Origin of the sequence: Actinomadura sp. NEAU-AAG7, assembly GCF_018603865.1 — a bacterium.
Classification (GTDB): domain Bacteria; phylum Actinomycetota; class Actinomycetes; order Streptosporangiales; family Streptosporangiaceae; genus Spirillospora; species Spirillospora litoris.
On sequence record NZ_JAHFZY010000002.1, the window covers coordinates 1,043,641 to 1,061,757 of the forward strand.

14 protein-coding genes and 1 tRNA gene are annotated in these 18,117 nt (G+C 69.2%); 9 read left to right on the plus strand and 6 right to left on the minus strand.

What is annotated here, in order from left to right:
* Window positions 1–22: 22 nt before the first annotated feature.
* From lysA to KLI87_RS14185, 3 genes are read right to left on the minus strand one after another with little or no spacing between them, the layout of a single operon-like run.
* On the minus strand, window positions 23–1,411 hold the full coding sequence (lysA, locus tag KLI87_RS14175; RefSeq protein ID WP_214617256.1) for a diaminopimelate decarboxylase: 1,389 nt from the start codon (window positions 1,409–1,411) through the stop codon (window positions 23–25).
* Window positions 1,408–2,088 carry a DALR anticodon-binding domain-containing protein gene (locus tag KLI87_RS14180; RefSeq protein ID WP_214617257.1) on the minus strand — a complete coding sequence of 227 codons (681 nt, stop codon included), beginning with the start codon at window positions 2,086–2,088 and terminating at the stop codon, window positions 1,408–1,410. The genes lysA and KLI87_RS14180 overlap by 4 nt, the downstream gene beginning before the upstream one ends.
* 36 nt (window positions 2,089–2,124) lie before the next feature.
* The gene (locus KLI87_RS14185) at window positions 2,125–2,487 is read right to left on the minus strand and encodes a response regulator transcription factor (RefSeq protein WP_214617489.1); all 363 of its coding nucleotides are present in this window, start codon (window positions 2,485–2,487) and stop codon (window positions 2,125–2,127) included.
* A 129-nt stretch (window positions 2,488–2,616) separates the two neighbouring features.
* On the opposite strand from KLI87_RS14185, the gene KLI87_RS14190 reads away from it, so the two are divergent.
* The 3 genes from KLI87_RS14190 to KLI87_RS14200 all read left to right on the plus strand — a co-directional run bounded on the left by KLI87_RS14190 (window position 2,617) and on the right by KLI87_RS14200 (window position 4,610).
* A tRNA-Arg gene (locus tag KLI87_RS14190) sits at window positions 2,617–2,688 on the plus strand.
* A gap of 359 nt (window positions 2,689–3,047) precedes the next feature.
* Complete coding sequence (locus tag KLI87_RS14195) at window positions 3,048–3,251, plus strand: hypothetical protein (RefSeq protein WP_214617258.1); 204 nt, start codon at window positions 3,048–3,050, stop codon at window positions 3,249–3,251.
* 501 nt (window positions 3,252–3,752) lie between these two features.
* Window positions 3,753–4,610 (plus strand): DUF6551 family protein, encoded by an 858-nt coding sequence (locus tag KLI87_RS14200; RefSeq protein ID WP_214617259.1) that lies wholly within the window; start codon window positions 3,753–3,755, stop codon window positions 4,608–4,610.
* 1,050 nt (window positions 4,611–5,660) lie between these two features.
* On the opposite strand, the gene KLI87_RS14205 is transcribed toward KLI87_RS14200, so the two are convergent.
* The gene (locus tag KLI87_RS14205; RefSeq protein ID WP_308166002.1) at window positions 5,661–6,512 is read right to left on the minus strand and encodes a helix-turn-helix domain-containing protein; all 852 of its coding nucleotides are present in this window, start codon (window positions 6,510–6,512) and stop codon (window positions 5,661–5,663) included.
* A gap of 23 nt (window positions 6,513–6,535) precedes the next feature.
* Complete coding sequence (locus tag KLI87_RS14210; protein WP_250903762.1) at window positions 6,536–7,357, minus strand: alpha/beta fold hydrolase; 822 nt, start codon at window positions 7,355–7,357, stop codon at window positions 6,536–6,538.
* A gap of 351 nt (window positions 7,358–7,708) precedes the next feature.
* On the opposite strand from KLI87_RS14210, the gene KLI87_RS14215 reads away from it, so the two are divergent.
* Window positions 7,709–8,701 carry a sulfotransferase gene (locus tag KLI87_RS14215; RefSeq protein WP_156215954.1) on the plus strand — a complete coding sequence of 331 codons (993 nt, stop codon included), beginning with the start codon at window positions 7,709–7,711 and terminating at the stop codon, window positions 8,699–8,701.
* A 14-nt stretch (window positions 8,702–8,715) separates the two neighbouring features.
* Here KLI87_RS14215 and KLI87_RS14220 read toward each other — a convergent pair whose 3' ends face one another.
* Window positions 8,716–9,627, minus strand: coding sequence for a hypothetical protein (locus tag KLI87_RS14220; protein ID WP_214617260.1), 912 nt, complete (start codon window positions 9,625–9,627; stop codon window positions 8,716–8,718).
* Window positions 9,628–10,459: 832 nt separating this feature from the next.
* Here KLI87_RS14220 and KLI87_RS14225 point away from each other — a divergent pair.
* The 5 genes from KLI87_RS14225 (at window position 10,460) to KLI87_RS14245 (ending at window position 18,105) form a co-directional block, all read left to right on the plus strand.
* A complete protein-coding gene (locus KLI87_RS14225) occupies window positions 10,460–11,395 on the plus strand; it encodes a hypothetical protein (protein ID WP_156215952.1) in 936 nt (311 codons plus the stop codon).
* 714 nt (window positions 11,396–12,109) lie between these two features.
* On the plus strand, window positions 12,110–12,955 hold the full coding sequence (locus KLI87_RS14230) for a TauD/TfdA family dioxygenase (protein ID WP_214617261.1): 846 nt from the start codon (window positions 12,110–12,112) through the stop codon (window positions 12,953–12,955).
* A gap of 33 nt (window positions 12,956–12,988) precedes the next feature.
* Window positions 12,989–14,308 carry an ABC transporter substrate-binding protein gene (locus tag KLI87_RS14235; protein WP_214617262.1) on the plus strand — a complete coding sequence of 440 codons (1,320 nt, stop codon included), beginning with the start codon at window positions 12,989–12,991 and terminating at the stop codon, window positions 14,306–14,308.
* Window positions 14,309–14,425: 117 nt separating this feature from the next.
* Window positions 14,426–16,321, plus strand: a complete 1,896-nt coding sequence (locus tag KLI87_RS14240; protein WP_214617263.1) for an ABC transporter ATP-binding protein — start codon at window positions 14,426–14,428, stop codon at window positions 16,319–16,321.
* Complete coding sequence (locus KLI87_RS14245; RefSeq protein WP_214617264.1) at window positions 16,318–18,105, plus strand: ABC transporter ATP-binding protein; 1,788 nt, start codon at window positions 16,318–16,320, stop codon at window positions 18,103–18,105. The genes KLI87_RS14240 and KLI87_RS14245 overlap by 4 nt, the downstream gene beginning before the upstream one ends.
* The last annotated feature ends 12 nt before the right edge of the window (window positions 18,106–18,117 follow it).

The window sequence follows — 18,117 nt, forward strand, 5'->3', positions numbered from 1 at the left end:
CGCAGCGGGCCACGTTCGGGTTTCACGCTTCGACCTCCGCATCGAGCCGCAGCAGGTCCTCCACGCCCTCCCGGCGGACGATCACGCGCGACCTGCCGTCCCGGACCGCCACGACGGCGGGCTTCGGGACGTGGTTGTAGTTACTGGCCATCGATCGACAGTACGCACCGGTCGCCGCCACCGCCACCAGGTCGCCCGCCGCAAGATCTGCGGGCAGCCACAGGTCGCGCACCACAATGTCCCCGCTTTCGCAGTGCTTGCCGACAAGCCTGCTGAGCATCGGCGGCGCGTCCGAGGTCCGGCTCGCCAGGACGGCGGTGTACTCGGCGCCGTACAGGGCGGTGCGGAGGTTGTCGCTCATCCCGCCGTCCACGGACACGTACGTCCGCAGGCCCTCGACGTCCTTGACCGTCCCGACCTCGTACAGCGTCACTCCCCCCGGCCCCACGATCGCCCGTCCCGGCTCGACGGTCAGCCGGGGCATCGCGAGCCCGTACGCCCGGCACTCGCGCGCCACGATGCCTCTCAGGCCGTCCGCGATGGCCTTGGGGTCGTGCGGCTCCTCGCCCGGGACGTAGGCGATCCCGTACCCGCCCCCGAGGTCCAGCTCCGGCAGCTCGACGCCGTGCTCGTCCCTGATCGCGACGAGCAGCTCCGCGAGCCGGTGCGCCGCGACCTCGAAACCGTCCACGTCGAAGATCTGCGACCCGATGTGGCTGTGCAGCCCCACCAGTTCCAACTGCGGAAGGCGCAGAACCCTCCGCACGGCCTCCAGCGCCGCCCCGGAACTCCTGGAGAACCCGAACTTCTGGTCGTCGTGAGCGGTCGCGATGAACTCATGGGTGTGCGCCTCCACCCCGGTGGTGACGCGCACCATCACCTTGGGCCGCGCCCCATGCTGCTGGGCCAGATATCCCAGTCGCGCTATCTCCTCGAACGAATCCAGGACGATCCGTCCGACACCGACCTCCAGCGCCCGCTCCAGCTCCCAGGACGCCTTGTTGCTGCCGTGCAACGTGATGCGCTCCGTGGGGAAGCCCGCCGCCAACGCGACCGCGAGCTCACCGCCGCTGCACACGTCCAGCCCGAGCCCTTCCGCGTCCAGCCACCTGGCCACGGCCGTGCAGAGGAACGCCTTGCCCGCGTAGTGGACGTCGCCGTCATGGAACGCGGTCGCGTAGTCCCGCGCCCGGCTCCGCACGTCGTCCTCGTCATAGACGAACAGGGGCGTCCCGTACTCCCGGGCCAGGTCCCTCACGTCGATGCCGCCCAGGGTGACGGCGCCGTCCCGTCCGGCGTTGCGCGGCCAGATGTGCGGGTCCAGGACGTTCAGGTCGTCCGCGGGACCAGCGGGGTGGTCCTCGGGCAGGACGTCGGCATGCCGGGGCCCGGCAGGGTGAACTCGACTCATATCCGCTCTCTTGGGGTCTCACCGATCATGTTCAGGCCGTTGCCGAGGGCGATGCGCGCGGCCTCCGCCAAACTGACGCGTCCCGCATGCACCGCCCCGGGTTTCTCGTCGCCCCTGGGAAGAGCCGGACACCGCTCGTGCACATCGTGGTACGCCCCGGCCACTCTCTCCAGGCACAACACCAGCGGCCCCGCGTCCCGTTCCCGCTCGGCCTGCGCCGCCCGCCCGGGAACGTCCCCCAGGACCGTAACCAACCCCAACTCCTCAGGAGCCCCGCCCCTGAACACACCCCGCGACACTCCAACGTCCCGCGCCCAACGCCCCACCCAGCAAGCCCGCGCGTACGCGTAGCGCACCGAGAACCCAGGGTTCTCGAACGTCCTGGGCCACTCACTCCACCCACCACCCGGAACCCGCGCGACCCCAAAGCCCGGCTCGCGCAGAACCCCGTCCACCAACGCCTCGACCGCGACCTCGACCCGCACGAACCCGCGCCCGCTGACAGACCCCCCGACCCGCCGCGCGATCACCTGGGGATCCACACCCAGCCGCAGGGCCACAGGACTCTCGAAAACCCCGGCGCCCACAGAGAAAACGGTGACGTCCTCAGGCACGGCGACATCAAGCTCCCCCTGCGCCACGGCATCCCGAACCGCGGCCACAAGGGCATCGCTCACACCGGCTGGAGTCACTCTCGCGAGACTATCCGACCACTATCTGGACACTGCCGCCAGCTTGCGCACCGTCTGGATCAGCTGGTTCGGATCGAAAGGCTTGGTCACATAGGCGTCCACGCCGATCTCGTGCCCCCGCCGCACATCGTGCTCCTGGGCCCGCGCCGTGATCATCACCACCCTGATGTGCGCCGTCTCCGGCCCCTCCCGCAGCCGCGTCGCGGTCACCCACCCGTCCAGCCGCGGCATCATCACGTCCAGCGTGATCACATCGGGCGCGACCCCCGCCACCTTGTCCAGGCAGTCCTGCCCGTCCACCGCGGTCGCCACCTCGAACCCCTCCAACTGCAGGTTCACGGCGATGAGCTGGCGGATCACCTCGTCATCATCGACGACCAGCACGCGTCCCAGTGGCTCGGTCACGGCCTAGAAGCTAGCCGACCAACCTCCCGAACGCACGGCGAACACCCACGTGCGCGTCACCCGGCCAACCCTGGTAACCTTCTTCACGCGCAGCCCAAGGCAGCGCAAGCCCCCTTAGCTCAGGGGATAGAGCAACGGCCTCCGGAGCCGTGTGCGCAGGTTCGAATCCTGCAGGGGGCACAATTTCGGAACAGTCAAAACCCCGGCGTTGATAGGCGTGGGGCGCGGACCATCGGCTACTCGCTTCGCTCGCCCGTCGGGTGCCTTCGGCATCGGACGACAGCCCGCTCACGTAGGCGACGGGTGCTGTCTCCACATTGAGCGTGCGCGGCTGAGGAACTCCGTGGTTCCCCAGCCCCCTCCTTGAGCCGGAGGGCACTCCCGCGAGAATCGGTCTGTCATTGGTTGCGCGCCGTTCGCGCGGGAGCACCCATCCGGACAGGTTCGTTCGTCTGTTACGGCCCACGTCGGGCGAGGCGAGAGATGAAGCAGAATTGCCGGAACCGGTGCCGACCGGTGACCGGTGCCAGACTCGCCGCATGACCGACCGGTGGCCCGAGATCGACGAGCACATCGTGAGTAATCGCATCATCCAAGCTCTGGTGATCTTGCGGGAAGTGTTCGAGTACAGCATCCCCCAGGCGATCGATGCCCTCTCCGCCCGGCACAGGCTTCTTCGCGAGACCCGACCGGATGACTTCACCGCAAGCAACGAGGAGTACGGCAGAAACTTCTACAGCTGACGACCAAGATCCGTAACGTACGCGGAACGGTCGGATGCCGCAGTGACGGACCGGAGGGTGCGTGAGCAGCTCAACAGCCCTACGGCTGAAGATCTGGGAAGCGCCCTCCGAAGCCGTGTGCGCAGGTTCGAATCCTGCACGGGCACCTTTCAAAAACCAGCGCGATCAAGCCGCTGAACAGCACAAATACCAAGAGATCGGGCGAGACCTCAGTCTCACTGAGTGCCGTCTGATCTCACTGTCCAGCACCGCCCACGAGAGCCCTACGAGATAGCTCTCGCGGACCGACCGGGCGGCTCCCGCAGTCGGTGCTTTCCCGCCACAGGCGCTCCATGGTCGCCTGCCGGCTGACAGGGCGGGTCACGGACTCGATAAATCCACCCCTCTCCCGCCTAATTGTCTTATAGCCTGATCCCCCGCAAGGTCGCCGTCTCCCGCATTCGGGAGCTGACACGTGTCGCCGTCACCCCCACTGGGGTGCTGACACAGAAAGAGATGCCGATGTCCGGCAAGGACTACAGCTATGCCATCCCGGATCACCCGATCGACTACGCCAAGGTGGATCCGAAGACCATCAAGTTCGACTCCCGCGCCCAGCGCAACCTCAACAAGGCGCGTGCGAAGACGATCGCCGAGAAGCTGGTTCCTACTGCGCTCGGGACGCCGATCCTCTCGCTGCGCGAGGATGGCCAGTACGCGGTTGACGGCATGCACCGCGTCTACGCCTGTCAACTCATTCTGGCGGGGGAGGTCACGGTCTCGGAGCAGGTTCGGGAGGCTGTCCAGCTCATCACCTGCGAGGTCCACTCCGATCTGTCGATGGCCAACGAGGCCTCCCTGTTCATCATCAAGAACAAGGAGTCCTCGAAGGTCGGCCCGAACGATGAGTTCAGGATCGGTGTGCTGGCCGGGCACCCGCTCTTCGTCGACACCAACGCCGTCCTGGAGAAGCATCAACTCAAGGTTGGTGGCCGTACCGCCAACGGCGTGCGGGGCATCAAGGGAATCCTCGGCATCGTCGAGGAGCACGGCCCCGAGGTCCTGGATCAGTCGCTCGCCATCGCCGAAGCCGCTTGGGGCCGCACTCCTGACACCTGGCACTCCGTCACCATCGGAGGTATCGCCATCGTGATCTCCAGGCACCCCGATGTGGTTAAGCCTCACGAACTGGCGCAGAAGCTCAAGCGCCAGGGTGACCCCGTCTCGTTCAAAGCCAAGATTCAGACCATCGCCACCAACAACAACACTCGGCTGGACGGCACCAAGGGCCGCCTCAAGGCCGCTCACCTGGCGGTCGCTTCCGCCTGGAACTCTCGCCGTAGCGTCAATAAGATCTCCGTCCCGAACATCTTCGAGTAGCACCGCTCCCCAGGGGCGCCCGACTCGCTGCCGTGAGGCGGGCGCCCCTTGGTGCCCTGGCACACGCTGGTCTGTCAGTCGTCTCCGAGCGCTCGTTCGATGCGGCGGTTGATGGCGTCCCCCTGACCGTCCATGCAGCCGGCGTAGCGCTTGATTGGCACCTCTTCCGGGTTGCCCGCGCGCTTGGCCACGTCCGCCGGTGAGACGCCGGGGTTAAGCCACGTGCTTAGCGCGGCGTGACGGAGGTCGTACCAGCGCCTTGCAAGGGGCGATGCGACCTGAGCGGGCGTGAATGCGAGCTGGGGGGCGGCTCATTCTCATGCGCGCGAGTAGGTTCGAGGCCTCCAGAATGCCGCCGCGCTCGGTGCGGAAACAGGCGTCCATCCTCGGCCTTCCTGACCTCCTCGATGTGCTCCTTGAGGATGGCCGCGAGGGGCGGCGGTATCGACACGATGTGGGCTGCCTTGGCGGACCGCTGTCCGAGCCCTCGCCGCTCGTGGCGCTCGCCGTCGTCCGTCCACCTCTTCGAGATGACTGGAAGCCTGGTAGACCGGCGTAGTAGAGCGTCGCGAAGACACCACGAGCCGGCGGCCTCGGCCACGCCCCCACGAGCCGGCGTAGTTCAGCGCCGTAGGGAGTTCTCGGTCTTGAGCGTGCGTGATGACGCGAGGATCTACCTCGCCCTGCTGGGCCTCATACGTTCGCCCTGCGGCCTTGAGTGGGTTGTCGGAGAGAAGACCATCGCCACCTTGCCGGGCTGAGACTCCGCCGGCAGTGGAAGCGTCGCGCGGAGGCAGGCGGTCGCCGTTCCGGTTTCTCCGAAGCACCGAATGGCCTGCACAGGACGTTCGTGCGAAAAGAATGCTCTGGACTTGGCTCTCCGAAAAGGTCGGCACGTCACCGGCGAGCTCAGGCCGGAAGGGCATCAAGCCTTCACACCGGTGCGGTTGGACGGGTTTGAAGGGGATGGCGGCGGGGCGTCTGGACGGCCTGGGCGAGGTCATCGTTGGGGGTCGTCCTGCTCTGCGAGGCGCCTGGTGACAGGGCGGTTCACGCGGGTGGTCGTGCCGAGGATGCGGGCCATGCGATGTCGTCGATCGCGAGCCATGGCGCGGCGGCCACGGCGCTGGGCGTGAGACCCGTGAACGTCCTGGCCTCACGGTTGAGGTGGGACTGGTCGGCGTAGCCGCTCTCGGTCGCGGCGCTCGCGGGCGTGTGGCCCGCCGCGAGGAGGTGGGCGGCGTGGTCGAACCGCACCAGCCGGGCGGCGCGTTTGGGGGTGATGCCGAGCTGGGACCGGAAGCGGGACCAGAGGCGCTTGCGGCTCCAGCCGACCTCGCCTGCCAGGTCGTCGACGCGCACGCGTCCCCGGCTGGTGGACGTCCGCCGCCAGGTGTGGGCGACTTCCGGATCGACCGGTGAGCGGGCGTCCAGCCGTTGTCCGAGGAGCTCCGCCGCGATCGCGAACCGTTCGTCCCAGGACGTCGCGGCGCGCAGCCCGTCCTCGGCTCGGCGGGCGTCGCGGCCCCAGAGGTCTTCGAGGGGCGCCATCGTCCCACCGAGCTCGGTCGACGCGCCGAAGACCGCGGCCGCGGCGACGGGCTCCAGCCTGAGCTGGAGGTATTCGCCCTCCCCGCGCCCGGCCACCCGGAACTCGCCGGGGAGGAGCCCGACGACGATGCTGCCGCGCTCGCTCCGGCCGCGGGCGTGGTAGGCGAGGCCGCCCCCCTCGCCCAGGTCGACGAGCACGGTGACGCAGGGGTGCGGGACCATGGCGATGTCCACGGGCTCCGGGGCGCGGGCACCGAACCCGGCCATGGTCACCCCGGGCAGCCGGCCCGCCGGGCGCGGGACCGCGATGTCCACCCGCGCCCAGTCGGGGGTCGCCCCGTTCGGTGTCACGGGACCAGCTTATGCCGCCAGGATCACAGGGACGGGGTGTCCCGGCCCGCCGCCGCGAAGGCCAGGAGCAGTTCGCCGGTCTCCTCCGGCACTTCGATGATGGGCAGGTGCCCGACGTCGGGCAGCGACTCGACCCGAACGTTCGGGACCGCCTCGTACCGCCGCGCCGACTCCGGATCCCAGCGGGGGTCGGCCGCGCCGACGATCGCCAGCACCGGGACCTCCAGGTCGGCGAGGCGCTCGGGGACGCTCCGCTCGTTGATGTAGGCGGTGTTCTCGCGCATCACCATCCGGAACGCGCGGTAGGTGGTCCCCTGGACCTCGGCGACCAGGTCGTCGGGGACGTCCACGGGACGAGCGGCCGTCGCCATGATCCCTTTGCGGATCCAGGCTTCCGGACGCCTCGACCAGATGAGCCGGCCGAGCGGCGGGCCCAGCATGGCTCGCAGGATCAACGGCTGCGGCAGGAGCGCGTCGAGGCTCGGGCCGGTACTGATCAGCGCGAGCGACCTCACCAGGTCGGGACGCCGCTCGGCGAGCGCCGTGGCGACGTATCCGCCGCTGGAGTGCCCGGCCGCGAGGACGGGGCCAAGGCCGAGGTCGTCCAGCAGCGCCGCCACCCGGCCCGCCTGCCCGGGGACGTCGTACGACCGCGCGGGCGGCGATTTGCCGCAGCCTGGAAGGTCGACGCGGATGAGATGGTGGCGGGCGAGCACCGGAACCATCGGCCCCCACGAAGCGCCCGAGGCCCCCGAGCCGTGGATGAGCAGCAGCGGCGGCGCCTCCCGCGGGCCGTCGCGGACCACATGCATCCCATGCGCGTGCCCGACGTCATCTTCACTCATACCGGGACTATGCAAGGGCCACCGGTCATCGGTCTTGGACAAATGTTCCCGGAGGACGACCCGGGGCACGCCGCCCTGATCGGCGTGCGACGCCCGGGTTGCACTGCGGCGAGGCCCCGCAGACCGTGGGGCTTGCTCGCCGGCGGGCTCTGCAACTGCGCCGCCGTGGACGTCCACCTGCGGAAGAGCCGACCGGCAGGGCCCGCCTCCAGATGCGCCCGGAGCAGCTTCACCGGCTCGGGCGGGACGGGGCGCGTCGTTATCCAGGTTCAGGGAGGGCCGAGATACTAGTTTCCCACTAAATTGGTAGTTATAGTTCTATTGATGTCGAGGTGGCACTAGGAGGACGTGATGCCGCTGCCGGACTTCCTGGTGATCGGTGCTCCCAAGACCGGGACCACCGCGCTGCACGCGGCGCTGGCGGGTCACCCCGGGCTGCACCTGTCGGCGGTGAAGGAGCCCAAGTTCTTCCTGACCGGTGGCGCGCCCCCTCCGGACCGGGGCGGGCCGGGTGACGCGCAGACCTACCGGGAGCACGTCTGGCGCAGGGCGGAGTACGAGGCGCTGTTCGCGGACGCCCCGCCCGGCGCGCTGTGCGGAGAGTCGACCCCGTTCTACCTGTACGACCGCGCCGCCCAACGCCGCATCCACGATCTGATCCCCGAGGCCCGGCTGATCGCCGTCCTGCGCGACCCGGTGGAGCGGGCCCACTCCAACTGGACGCATCTGTGGTCGGCGGGGCTGGAGCCCATCGACGACGTGGTCCTCGCCTGCCGGGAGGAGGACCGGCGGATCGACGCGGGCTGGGCCGCCTTCTGGCACTACGTCCGGCTGGGCCGGTACGGCGAGCAGTTGGAGCACCTCTACGGGCTGTTCCCCCGGGAGCAGGTCCTGGTCTTCCGGTACCGCGAACTGCTGGAGCGGCCGGCGCCGACGCTGGACCGCATCTGCTCGTTCCTGGGCGTCGACCCGGGCGTCCTCACCGAGGTGCCGCGGGAGAACGTCACCGTGCATCCCGGCCGCACGACGCGCCATCGCGTCCTGTCGTGGATGCTGCGGACCGGTGTGGCGGCGGGCACGGTCCTGCCCGGCGACCTGGCCACCCGGGTCACCACGCCGCTGGAACGCGCGCTGCAGCGCAACGGCCCGGCCCGGCGGCCGCTGACCTGGGAGCAGCGCGAGGCTCTCATCCCCCTCTTCGAAGCCGACGTCAAGCTGCTGGAGAAGGTCACCGGCGAGGACTTCGGCGACTGGCTGGAGCCGAAGGCGGCCTCCGGCGGACGGGTGGGCGCGCGGCCGGACGGGCAGCGACAAGCCCGCAACGGCCGTCCGCATTCGCGCTGAAGACTCGGGACCGCTCAGCGCAACTCGGTACGCAGTTCGTGTGCTCCGTCCGCGCGGGTCACCTCGTAGAACAGACGGAGGCGGCCGTCCTGGGTGGGGAGGGCCTCCAGGTAGCGCAACCCGCCGCCGTGGTGGGGCGAGGACGCCCACGGGGCGGATCCGATGGCCGAGAGCGCGGCGGGGTCGTCGCCGACGGCGAAGCCGGTGCGCTCCTCGAAGTTCTCGGCCGCGCTGGCCCGGCCGTCATAGGCCGCCACGATCCCGTCGGGGGTGAAGCGCACCGCGCTGACCCGCACGCCCCGGGCGTCCCACCCGCCGGGCCGGGGGCTGAGAGCCGTTCCGTGCCAGGTCCATTCCAGGCCGTCGGCGCTTGTGGCGTACTCGGTGGTCATCTGGTCGGCCTCGGCGGCGTCGGCCAGCGGGTGGCACGAGGCCCACAGATGCCACCGGCCGTCGTGCTGGACGATCACCGGATCCTTCACGCCCGTCTTCTCGTCCCCGGGCAGGACGACCCGCCGGTCGCTTGGGCTGAACCCGTCCGGGGCGTTGGACTGGAGCACCTCGACGCGCCAGTGCTTGGTTCCCGGCGTCGCACAGCTCAGGTAGAGCCGCCATGTCCCCTCGGCGGTCCGGACGAGGGCGGGGCGCTCAAGGGACTCAGCCTCCATGGCGTCCTTGCCGATCATGACGAGCGGTTCGAAGCGCTCGCCATCGGCGGAGCGGGCGACGACCACCGCGTAGCCGCGTCCCTTCCCGATGGGCCGGCGCAGCCGGTACGCCAGGTAGATCCACCCCTCGCTCTCGACCGCGCTGGGCGCTCCGACCCAGTACCCGTCGCCGTCACCCGGCGGTTCGACAGCGACGACCGAGTGGTCCGGGCGCGGCAGCAGAGCGGCGATCCGCCGATCAGATTCCTCCAAATCCATATCAAAATAATAGGGCATTGTGCCGATCGGAGCCCGTCGGCGACGAGGGCACCGTCGAAGTAGGCGACCGCCTCCGGTTCACGGCAACGCACTCGCACGGCGACCTTCGCCTTGGCGGTTGAGTCCTCTGGCGGCCGACCCGACCCGTCCGTCACCGTGCTGAGGGCCGACCCCCGCTGGTGGGCGTGATCGGAGATCGCTCGGGACGGGCATCGCGCTCGGCGCGGTTGGCGGTCTGCCGGTCGCCCTCCTCAGGGTCGCGCGGCTGCGCGAACGGGCTCCGCACCCATCTCACCAGGGCGCGGACCGCCCCAGCCGCGGAGAGTCCGCTTTGCCAGGCCGCATCATCGCGTAATAGATGCACGCGAAGAACGCAACCGTTCGAGGCGATCGCCACCGGCGCCGTGCGCACCTGCGGAAGTGTCGGTCGTCGCGCGTTTCGAACCCCGTGACGACGCAGCGGGTGGGCGTGTGCAGACGTCGGAGAGCGTAGAAGAGGGCATCGCGCGTCTCCGCCAGGGCGCGTCGCAGTCACGCCAGAGGCCCTCTCAGCGGCGTGCTGTTCCATAGGCGTCCGGAGCGCGACAGGCGATGAAAGTCGCCCATGTCGAGGGCCTTTTCCGTACTGATCTCTGGAGCCGTGTGCGCGGGTTCGAATCCCGCAAGGGGCTCCACTGGGTGGCAGTTGTTCGCTGGTGGCCGTTCTCGGCCGCATCTTCTGGAGTGCGCTTCCCCTGGCGGCGGGGGAGATCGCATTCTGGGAGAAAGGTCAGGGTGGGCGGGGGTGTCAGCCTGACGGCGGTAAAGATCGTTCGAGGTCAGGAGTCATGGCATGACCCAACTCGCGAACAACCCGCCCGTGACACGGGCAGCGGCTCCGCAGCGGCGGATCCTGCTCATCGCGGTCGGCGCGTTGATCGGGTTCGCGCTGACCGTCATCTGGTCGGCGGAGTTCGTGGACCAGACCATCGGCGACAACGTCGCCAACACCCTGCTCGGCCACGACGCCAAGGCCACACCCATCACCGGGATGGCCGCCGGAGTCCTGTTCGCCCTGGTCTCCGGGGTGGCGGGCACCTTCACCGCCTGCAACATCGCCGCCTTCAGCGCCCTCACCCCGACCATGGCCGGAGGCGGGGCGACGAAAGGCGACCGGGTCCGTGGAACGATCCGACCACTCGGCCTGCTCGCGGCCGGAATGATCCCGGTCTCCGCGCTCTACGGCGCCCTCGTCGGAGTCGTCGGCACCGGCATGCCCCAGTTCAAGACGGCCACCGGCGACGGGATCCCGCCGCGCCTGGTCCAGGCGATGATCGTCTACGGCGTGATCGGGCTGATCATGATCGTGCTCGGCCTCGCCTCGGCCGGGGTGATCAAAGATCCGCTGGCGCCGCTGGAGGCACGCCGCCCCGGTGCGCGGCTGGTCGTCATGGGCGTCCTCATCGGAGGGTTCCTGATCGGGCGGCCCTTCCCCCTGTTCCGGCAGCTTTTCCAGGACGCCGCCGACAGCCACAACCCGCTGTACGGCGCGGCCGCGTTCACCCTGCAATCACTCGGCAACATCGCCATCATGGCGATCCTCCTCATCGCGATCGCCCTGCTCACCGGCGGCCGCGTCGGCCTGTGGCTGGCAGCCTCACCCCACCGGGCCGCCGCCATCACCACCGTCGGCTTCATCGCCGCGGGCGTCTTCCTCCTCCTCTACTGGGACGTCCGCCTCCCGTCCATCTTCGAGGACTACTGGTACCCCCTCGCCCCCTGGGTCTGACCCGTCCACGACCGTCGCGGGAGCCGCGGACACGGCTCCCGCTCCGGCGGCGAACCTGGCGCCTGGGAGTGTTCTCGTCCCGGGGCCTCACTCGACGGTAGGGGCGCATAACCAAATCAAACTCAGCCCGAGAACCCGCCGCGGCGGGCACATTCTCTGGCGGTAGAACCCTGGCTGACCTGGCCCAGCGCCGGTCGCCGGGGTTTGTTGTATGTACATGGTTCCTGGGTCGGGCGCCTGGGCGCTCCGCTGTCGACGCCGGGCACCAGGGCAGGGCCGCGGTGGCTGCCCTGTCGGGGCGGCGTCCCGCCATGGTCGGTCAGGGTGCCGGCCAGGCAGGGGCGCAAAGGGCCCCGTATTGGGGGGGTATGCCTCTCTGGCTAGGGCGATAGGCGTTTCGGGCTCCCGACCCCGTGGCGCTCGGGCCACCCTCTAATGCCGCTTCCGGCGAGCATCAAGCCTGTTCAAATGCCATTCTGCACTTCGCTTGGGCGGGCTCATCGCACTTTAAGGCGGCCCTGATCAGCGGGCGCCCACAAACGCTTTTTCTTCCATATTGCTCGATCATCTAACGACTCATTACATACTTGCGAGCCGTGATCTAGCATGACCCGCAGTGATGCTCCGAACACCAGCCGAGAAGCGCTGATTATTCTCGTTGACCCGCCATAAACCACCTGCCGAGCACTTCCGTACCGATATTGAAGCAGGGGCATGATGATGTATCACATCGAGGAGATCAAGCCGCCATTCGCGGCCCGAATCCAACTTGATGTCAGGCAGCCGATCGACCAGAGGGTCGCAGCTCAACTCAAGGCGGATCTCGTCCGCCACCGCGTGCTCGTACTCCCAGGGCAGAATCTCGACCACGCCGCCCATGTCCGTTTCAGCAGGCTGTTCGGGCCGCTCGACGTCTACCCGGTAAAGCGGTATGTCGTGCCCGAGTATCCGGAGGTCCTCAAGATAAGCAACATCTTCGAGGACGGGGAGCCCATCGGGCTCTACGACGGAGACGACCAGGAGGAATGGCATACCGACTATTCCTGGAAGGAGGTCATGAGTCGGGCGTCACTGCTGTACTCGGCCATCGCCCCCGCGGAGGGCGGCGACACGATCTTCGCGGACGTGACGACCGCCTATGACGACCTGCCGGAGGAAACGAAGGACCGCATCAAGAATCTGCGTGCGGTGCATTCCATGAACCACCTCGTCGAGCAGGAGTTGCAGACCAATCCGCACAAGAAGCCGCTCACCCAGGAGGAGAAGGACCGGGCTCCGGACATGGAGCAGCCACTGGTCCGCGTCCACCCGGTCACCGGCAGGCGCTCGCTGCTGCTGGGCAGCATGATCATCAGCGGCGTCGTGGGGCTCGGCCGGAAGGAGGGTTCGGCGCTGCTGGATGAGCTGCACGCGCACGCCACCAAGGAGAAATACCTCTACCGGCACCGCTGGAGTGTCGGCGACCTCGTCATCTGGGACAACGACGCGACCATGCACACGCGCACTCCCTGCGACAGCGAACGGCACCATCGGCTGCTCTACCGCACGACGGTGATGTAGCGGCGCCGCGGTCGAATCAAGGAGGACCCAGTGATGAATTCTGCTGTGTTGAGGCCCGTCGCCACGGTAGCGGCCGCCCTTCTTCTCACCGCCTGCACCACGGATTCAGTCCCCGAGGCGGAGTCGCGGATAGGCGATTCGGGCGAGGTCACACTCACCGTGTGGGACCAGGAGCTCGTCGGCGGCCAGGACGTGCAGATGGAGAAGCTCAACGAGGCTTTTCACCGGAAGTACCCGAACGTGCGAATCCGGCGGGTGAAGCGATCCCTTGAGGATCTCCGGAAGGCGCTGCACACGGCGCGTGTGAGTGACAGCCCGCCTGACGTCGTCCAGGTGAACCAGGGATATGCCGATATGGCCCGGCTGGTGGCGGCCAAACGGCTTCGGCCCCTGGACTCCTACGACCATATCTACGGCTGGAGCAAGCGCTATCCCAAGGGGCTCCTGGACATCAACAGCGTCACCCCGGACGGCAGGACGGTCGGCAGCGGCAGCCTCTACGGCGTTTCCCTCAACGGCGAGATCGTCGGCATCTTCTACAACAGAAAGAAGCTCGCCAGGCTAGGACTGCGGCCGCCTTCCTCCTGGGCCGGGTTCGAGAGGGCGCTCGCCATCGCCAAAGACCGCGGCGAAGTTCCCATCTCGCTGGGGAACCGGCAGCCGATCCCGGTGACGCACAGCTTCGGTGTCATCCAGGACCAGGTCGCGGGCAAGCGCGCGGTGCGCGACCTCTTCTTCGGCCGCGGCGGTTCGTGGACCGACGCGGCGAACCTCCGCGCGGCGCGGACCTTGCAGGAATGGGTCAGGCGGGGCTACCTGGTCGCACATCCCGGAAAGCTCGCCTACGACGACGACGCCTTCGCCGCGGGCGAGGGCGTTTTCCTTATCGGCGGCACATGGTTCGCCTCCGGCTTGGGCGAGCACATGGGCGGCGATGTGGGCTTCGTGCTGCCGCCGCCGGCGCGGGCGGGCGGGGCGCCGACCACCATGGGCGGGGAGAGCCTGCCGTTCGCGGTGACCGCCGAGTCCGAGCATCCCGACGTGGCGGCGACCTACCTCGACTTCATCAGCTCGCCGCAGGCGATGGACGTGGTCACCGAGGCCGGGCTCCTGCCCGCGCTGAGGCCGCGGAGCAGGCAACCCCGAACGGCGGTTCTCAAGGACGTGTTCGCCGCGTGGGACACGCTCAGCCGGACCGACGGGCTGACGCCCTACATCGACAACGCGACACCGACCTTCCCCGACGTGCTCGGCAACGCCCTCCTCGGGCTTGTGGCGGGCCGCACCGGCCCTCGGGACGGAATGGCCGAGGTGCAGAAGAACTATGCCGCCTTTCTCACCGCGAGGAGATGAGACGCCGCTCGCGGTTCGGACATGGCGCCGCCCCGTCTGGAGGTCATGGACATGACGCAGGAACACGAGCCTCGGAACCCCGGTGGAATCCGCCGGTCCATCGGCGGCGTGAAGGTGATGAGCACGGCGATCCGCCTCGTCCGCGAAAGGTGGCACATCACCCGGTTGGCGCGCCGGGCGGGCGGTCCGCTGATCACCGTCACCGTCCTGGTGAACCTCCTGCTGGGCGTGCTGCCGGTGGTGTTCGTGGTCGCGTCCGCGGTCACCGTCGGCAGGGTTCCGGCGGCCGTCGGCGAAGGCGTGGGCTCCGCCGCCTGGGACAGGCTGCTCGATGCCTTCACCGTGGCGGCCCTGTCCTTCACGGGCCAGCAGGTGCTCCTGCCCGTGCGGGAATCGGTCGGCGAACTGGTCGCACGGCGCGTCGACGGCCGGTTGATCGACGACGTCATGGCCGCGGCGATGGGGACGGTGGGCATCGGAGCGCTGCACGATCCCGAGGTGGTCGCCGAGTTGCGGACCGCCGCCCGGGAGCTTGAGACGTGGGTGCAGAGCCCGGGGCAGGCCTGCGCGGGCCAGCTCGCCCTGATCGCCCGGTACACCCAGCTGGCCGGCCATCTCGCGGTCGTCGGCGCGGTCTTCTCCTTTCCGGCCGCGCTGGGGCTCCTGGTCGCCGTTCTTCTGTTCCGGTACGGGGTGCGCGGCGGTCTGCGCAAATACGCGGAAGCCCGTTTCGCGCTCGATGACGCGGAGCTGAAGAACGACTACCTGAGGGCCCTCGCCATCGATCCCGCCGCGGCCAAGGAGATCCGGGTGTTCGGGTTGATCGGCTGGCTGCGCGGCTACTGGAGCAGGTCCTACCGCGACTGGCTGGCGCCCCTGTGGAATGCGCGCCGCCGCATCTTCCTCTGGCCGTTCGTGGTGTTCACCGGGTGCGGGCTGGCCGCGAGCCTGCTGGCCTTCGCCGTGCTGGGCTCGGAGGCGGCGGGCGACCGTTCCGCGCTGACGCTGACCGGTTTCGTCATGGTGATCACTGCCGCGCTCGGCGCCCTGTCCTTGGGCCAGGGATATCCGGAGTCCGACTTCCCGACCGCGGTCGGGATGCACGCCTACTACTCCGTCCAGCGATTCCTGCGGCATATCGACGCGGCCAGGGAAGCGGACATGGCGCCCCCCGCGCGGCTCGGCGGCGCGGCACGACGAGAGTCCGCGCCGATCCGTTTCGAGAACGTGGACTTCACCTATCCCGGTGAGCGGCACAAGGTGCTGGACGGCCTCGACCTCACCATTCCGGCAGGCCGCTGCACCGCGCTGGTCGGCGTGAACGGGGCGGGAAAGAGCACGCTCGTGAAACTGCTGGCCAGATTGTACGAACCGACGTCCGGCACCATCCGGTCCGGGGGCGCCGACATCCGCGGCCGCCCCGTGCGCGCCTGGCGGGCCGGACTCGCCGTGATCTTCCAGGACTTCGCGCGCCACGAGATGTCCGCCGCCGAGAACGTCGCGTTCGGCGCCGTCGCCTACGAAGGCGATCGCGCCGGGGTCCGCGCCGCCCTCGCGGACGTCGGCCTCCTCGACACCCTTGAGGCGCTGCCGCGCGGGATCGACACCCCGCTGAGCCGTCACCTCGCGGGCGGGGTGGACCTTTCCGGTGGTCAATGGCAGCGCGTCGCACTGGCGCGGGCACTGTTCGCCCATCGGCACGGGGCGTCGCTGCTCGTCCTGGACGAGCCGACCGCCAGCCTCGACGTCCGCGCGGAAGCGGGCTTCTTCGCGGAGTTCGCGCGGCTGGCGCGCGGCGCGACGACGCTGCTGATCTCGCACCGCTTCTCCACCGTCCGGCAGGCCGACCTGATCGTGGTGCTGGAGGACGGCCGGGTCGGCGAGCAGGGCACCCACGACCAGCTCATGGCCGCCGGCGGACGGTACGCGACGATGTTCGACCTCCAGGCCGCACGCTTCGCCGACACCGGCGGACGGGCGGAAGGCGACGAGCCGCTGGGGGTGCGGCCGTGAAGGCCACCGTGTCGGGCATCGGGAGGCTCACCGCGACCGCCTGGCGGGTCAGCCGCCGCAAGACGCTGACGGCCGTCATCCTCATGGTGGCGGGCACCGCGGCCGAGCCGCTGCTCGCGGCGTCCCTCGGGCTGATGACGGACGCGGTCGTCTCGGCGGACCCGGCCGCCGCCACCGCGTACGGCCTGTGGGCCGCCGGTTTCGCCGTCGCGACCCTGTCGCTCGGCAACTTCGCCCACGTGGCCTATTTCGAACTGGCCGAGCTAGCCGAGCAGTCCTTCGTCGAACGGCTCATGACGCTGTCCAACGGCTCAAGCGGGATCGAGCACCACGAGCGGTCCGACTTCGCGGACGAGCTGACCATTCTGGAACCGGAGAGCAGACGGTTCCCCGATGCCATGGAGGCGCTTTTCACCGGCTTCGGCCTCGTCCTGGCGATCGGTTTCACCGGCGTTCTGCTGGCCCGCGTGGATCCGGTCCTCCTGCTCCTGCCGATCGTGGCGGTGCCGCCCCTGCTCGCCGGCCGGCGCGCCGAGACGATCATGGAAAGGGCGCGGGAGGCGACCGCGGAGCGCAGGCGCACCGCGCGCAACCTGTTCCGGTTCTCGACCTCCGCTCGGGCGGCCGGCGAGATACGGGTGTTCGGGCTCGACGAGCAACTGCGCCGCCGCCACACCGCGCTCTGGGAGTCGGCCAGCCGCGACCTGTGGCGCGCGGGCACACGCGCCGCACTGGTGCGGGCGGCGGGGCAACTGGTCTTCGGCACCGCCTATATCGGCGCGGTGATCCTGGTCATCCGGGAGGCGATCTCCGGTCGGCACAGCGTGGGTGACGTCGTCCTCGTCATCGCCCTCGCGACCCAGGTCAACCAGCAGGTCGCCTCGACGGTGGTGCTCCTGGGCGAACTGCTGCGGACGTCCAACACACTGCGCCGCCTGGAGTCGGCGCACGCCCTCGTCGCCGGCGACGGTGACGTGCCGGCGGAAGCGCATGCTCCGGAACGGCTCCGGAGCGGAATCGAATTGCAGGGTGTCGGCTTCGCCTATCCCGGTGGCGAAGCCGAGGCCCTGCACGATATCTCCCTGACCCTGCCCGCGGGTGCCGTCGTGGCCGTCGTCGGTGAGAACGGCGCGGGAAAGTCCACACTGGTCAAACTGCTGTGCGGGCTGTACCGGCCGACCGCGGGCCGGATCCTCATCGACGGCGCCGACCTGCGCCGGATTCCCATCGAGCGGTGGCGGGAGCGGATATCCGCCGCCTTTCAGGACTTCGTCCGCTACGAGCTGTCGGCCCGCGAGGCGGTCGGAGTCGGCGACATCTCCCGGATGGACGACGACGGCTCCGTTCTCAAGGCATTGCGGCGCGCCGAGGCGGCCGACGTCGTCGACCAACTGGAGGCGGGGCTCGACACCCGGCTCGGAACCAGCTACACCGAAGGCGCCGAACTGTCCGGGGGCCAGTGGCAGAAGCTCGCCCTCGGCCGGTCCTTCATGCGCGAAGCGCCGCTGCTCCTGATCCTCGACGAACCGACGGCGGCCCTGGACCCGGAAGCAGAGCACCGCCTCTTCGAGCGCTACGACGCCAGGGCCAGGACGGCCTCCGCGTCCACGGGAGCCATCACCCTGCTCGTATCGCACCGGTTCTCCACCATCAGGATGGCGGACCTCATCGTGGTGCTGCGCGACGGCCGGATCGTCGAAAGCGGTGACCACGCCACCCTGCTGGAAAAGTCCGGGCTCTATGCGGAGCTGTTCCATATCCAGGCCAACGCCTACACGAACTGAGCACCCATCGCA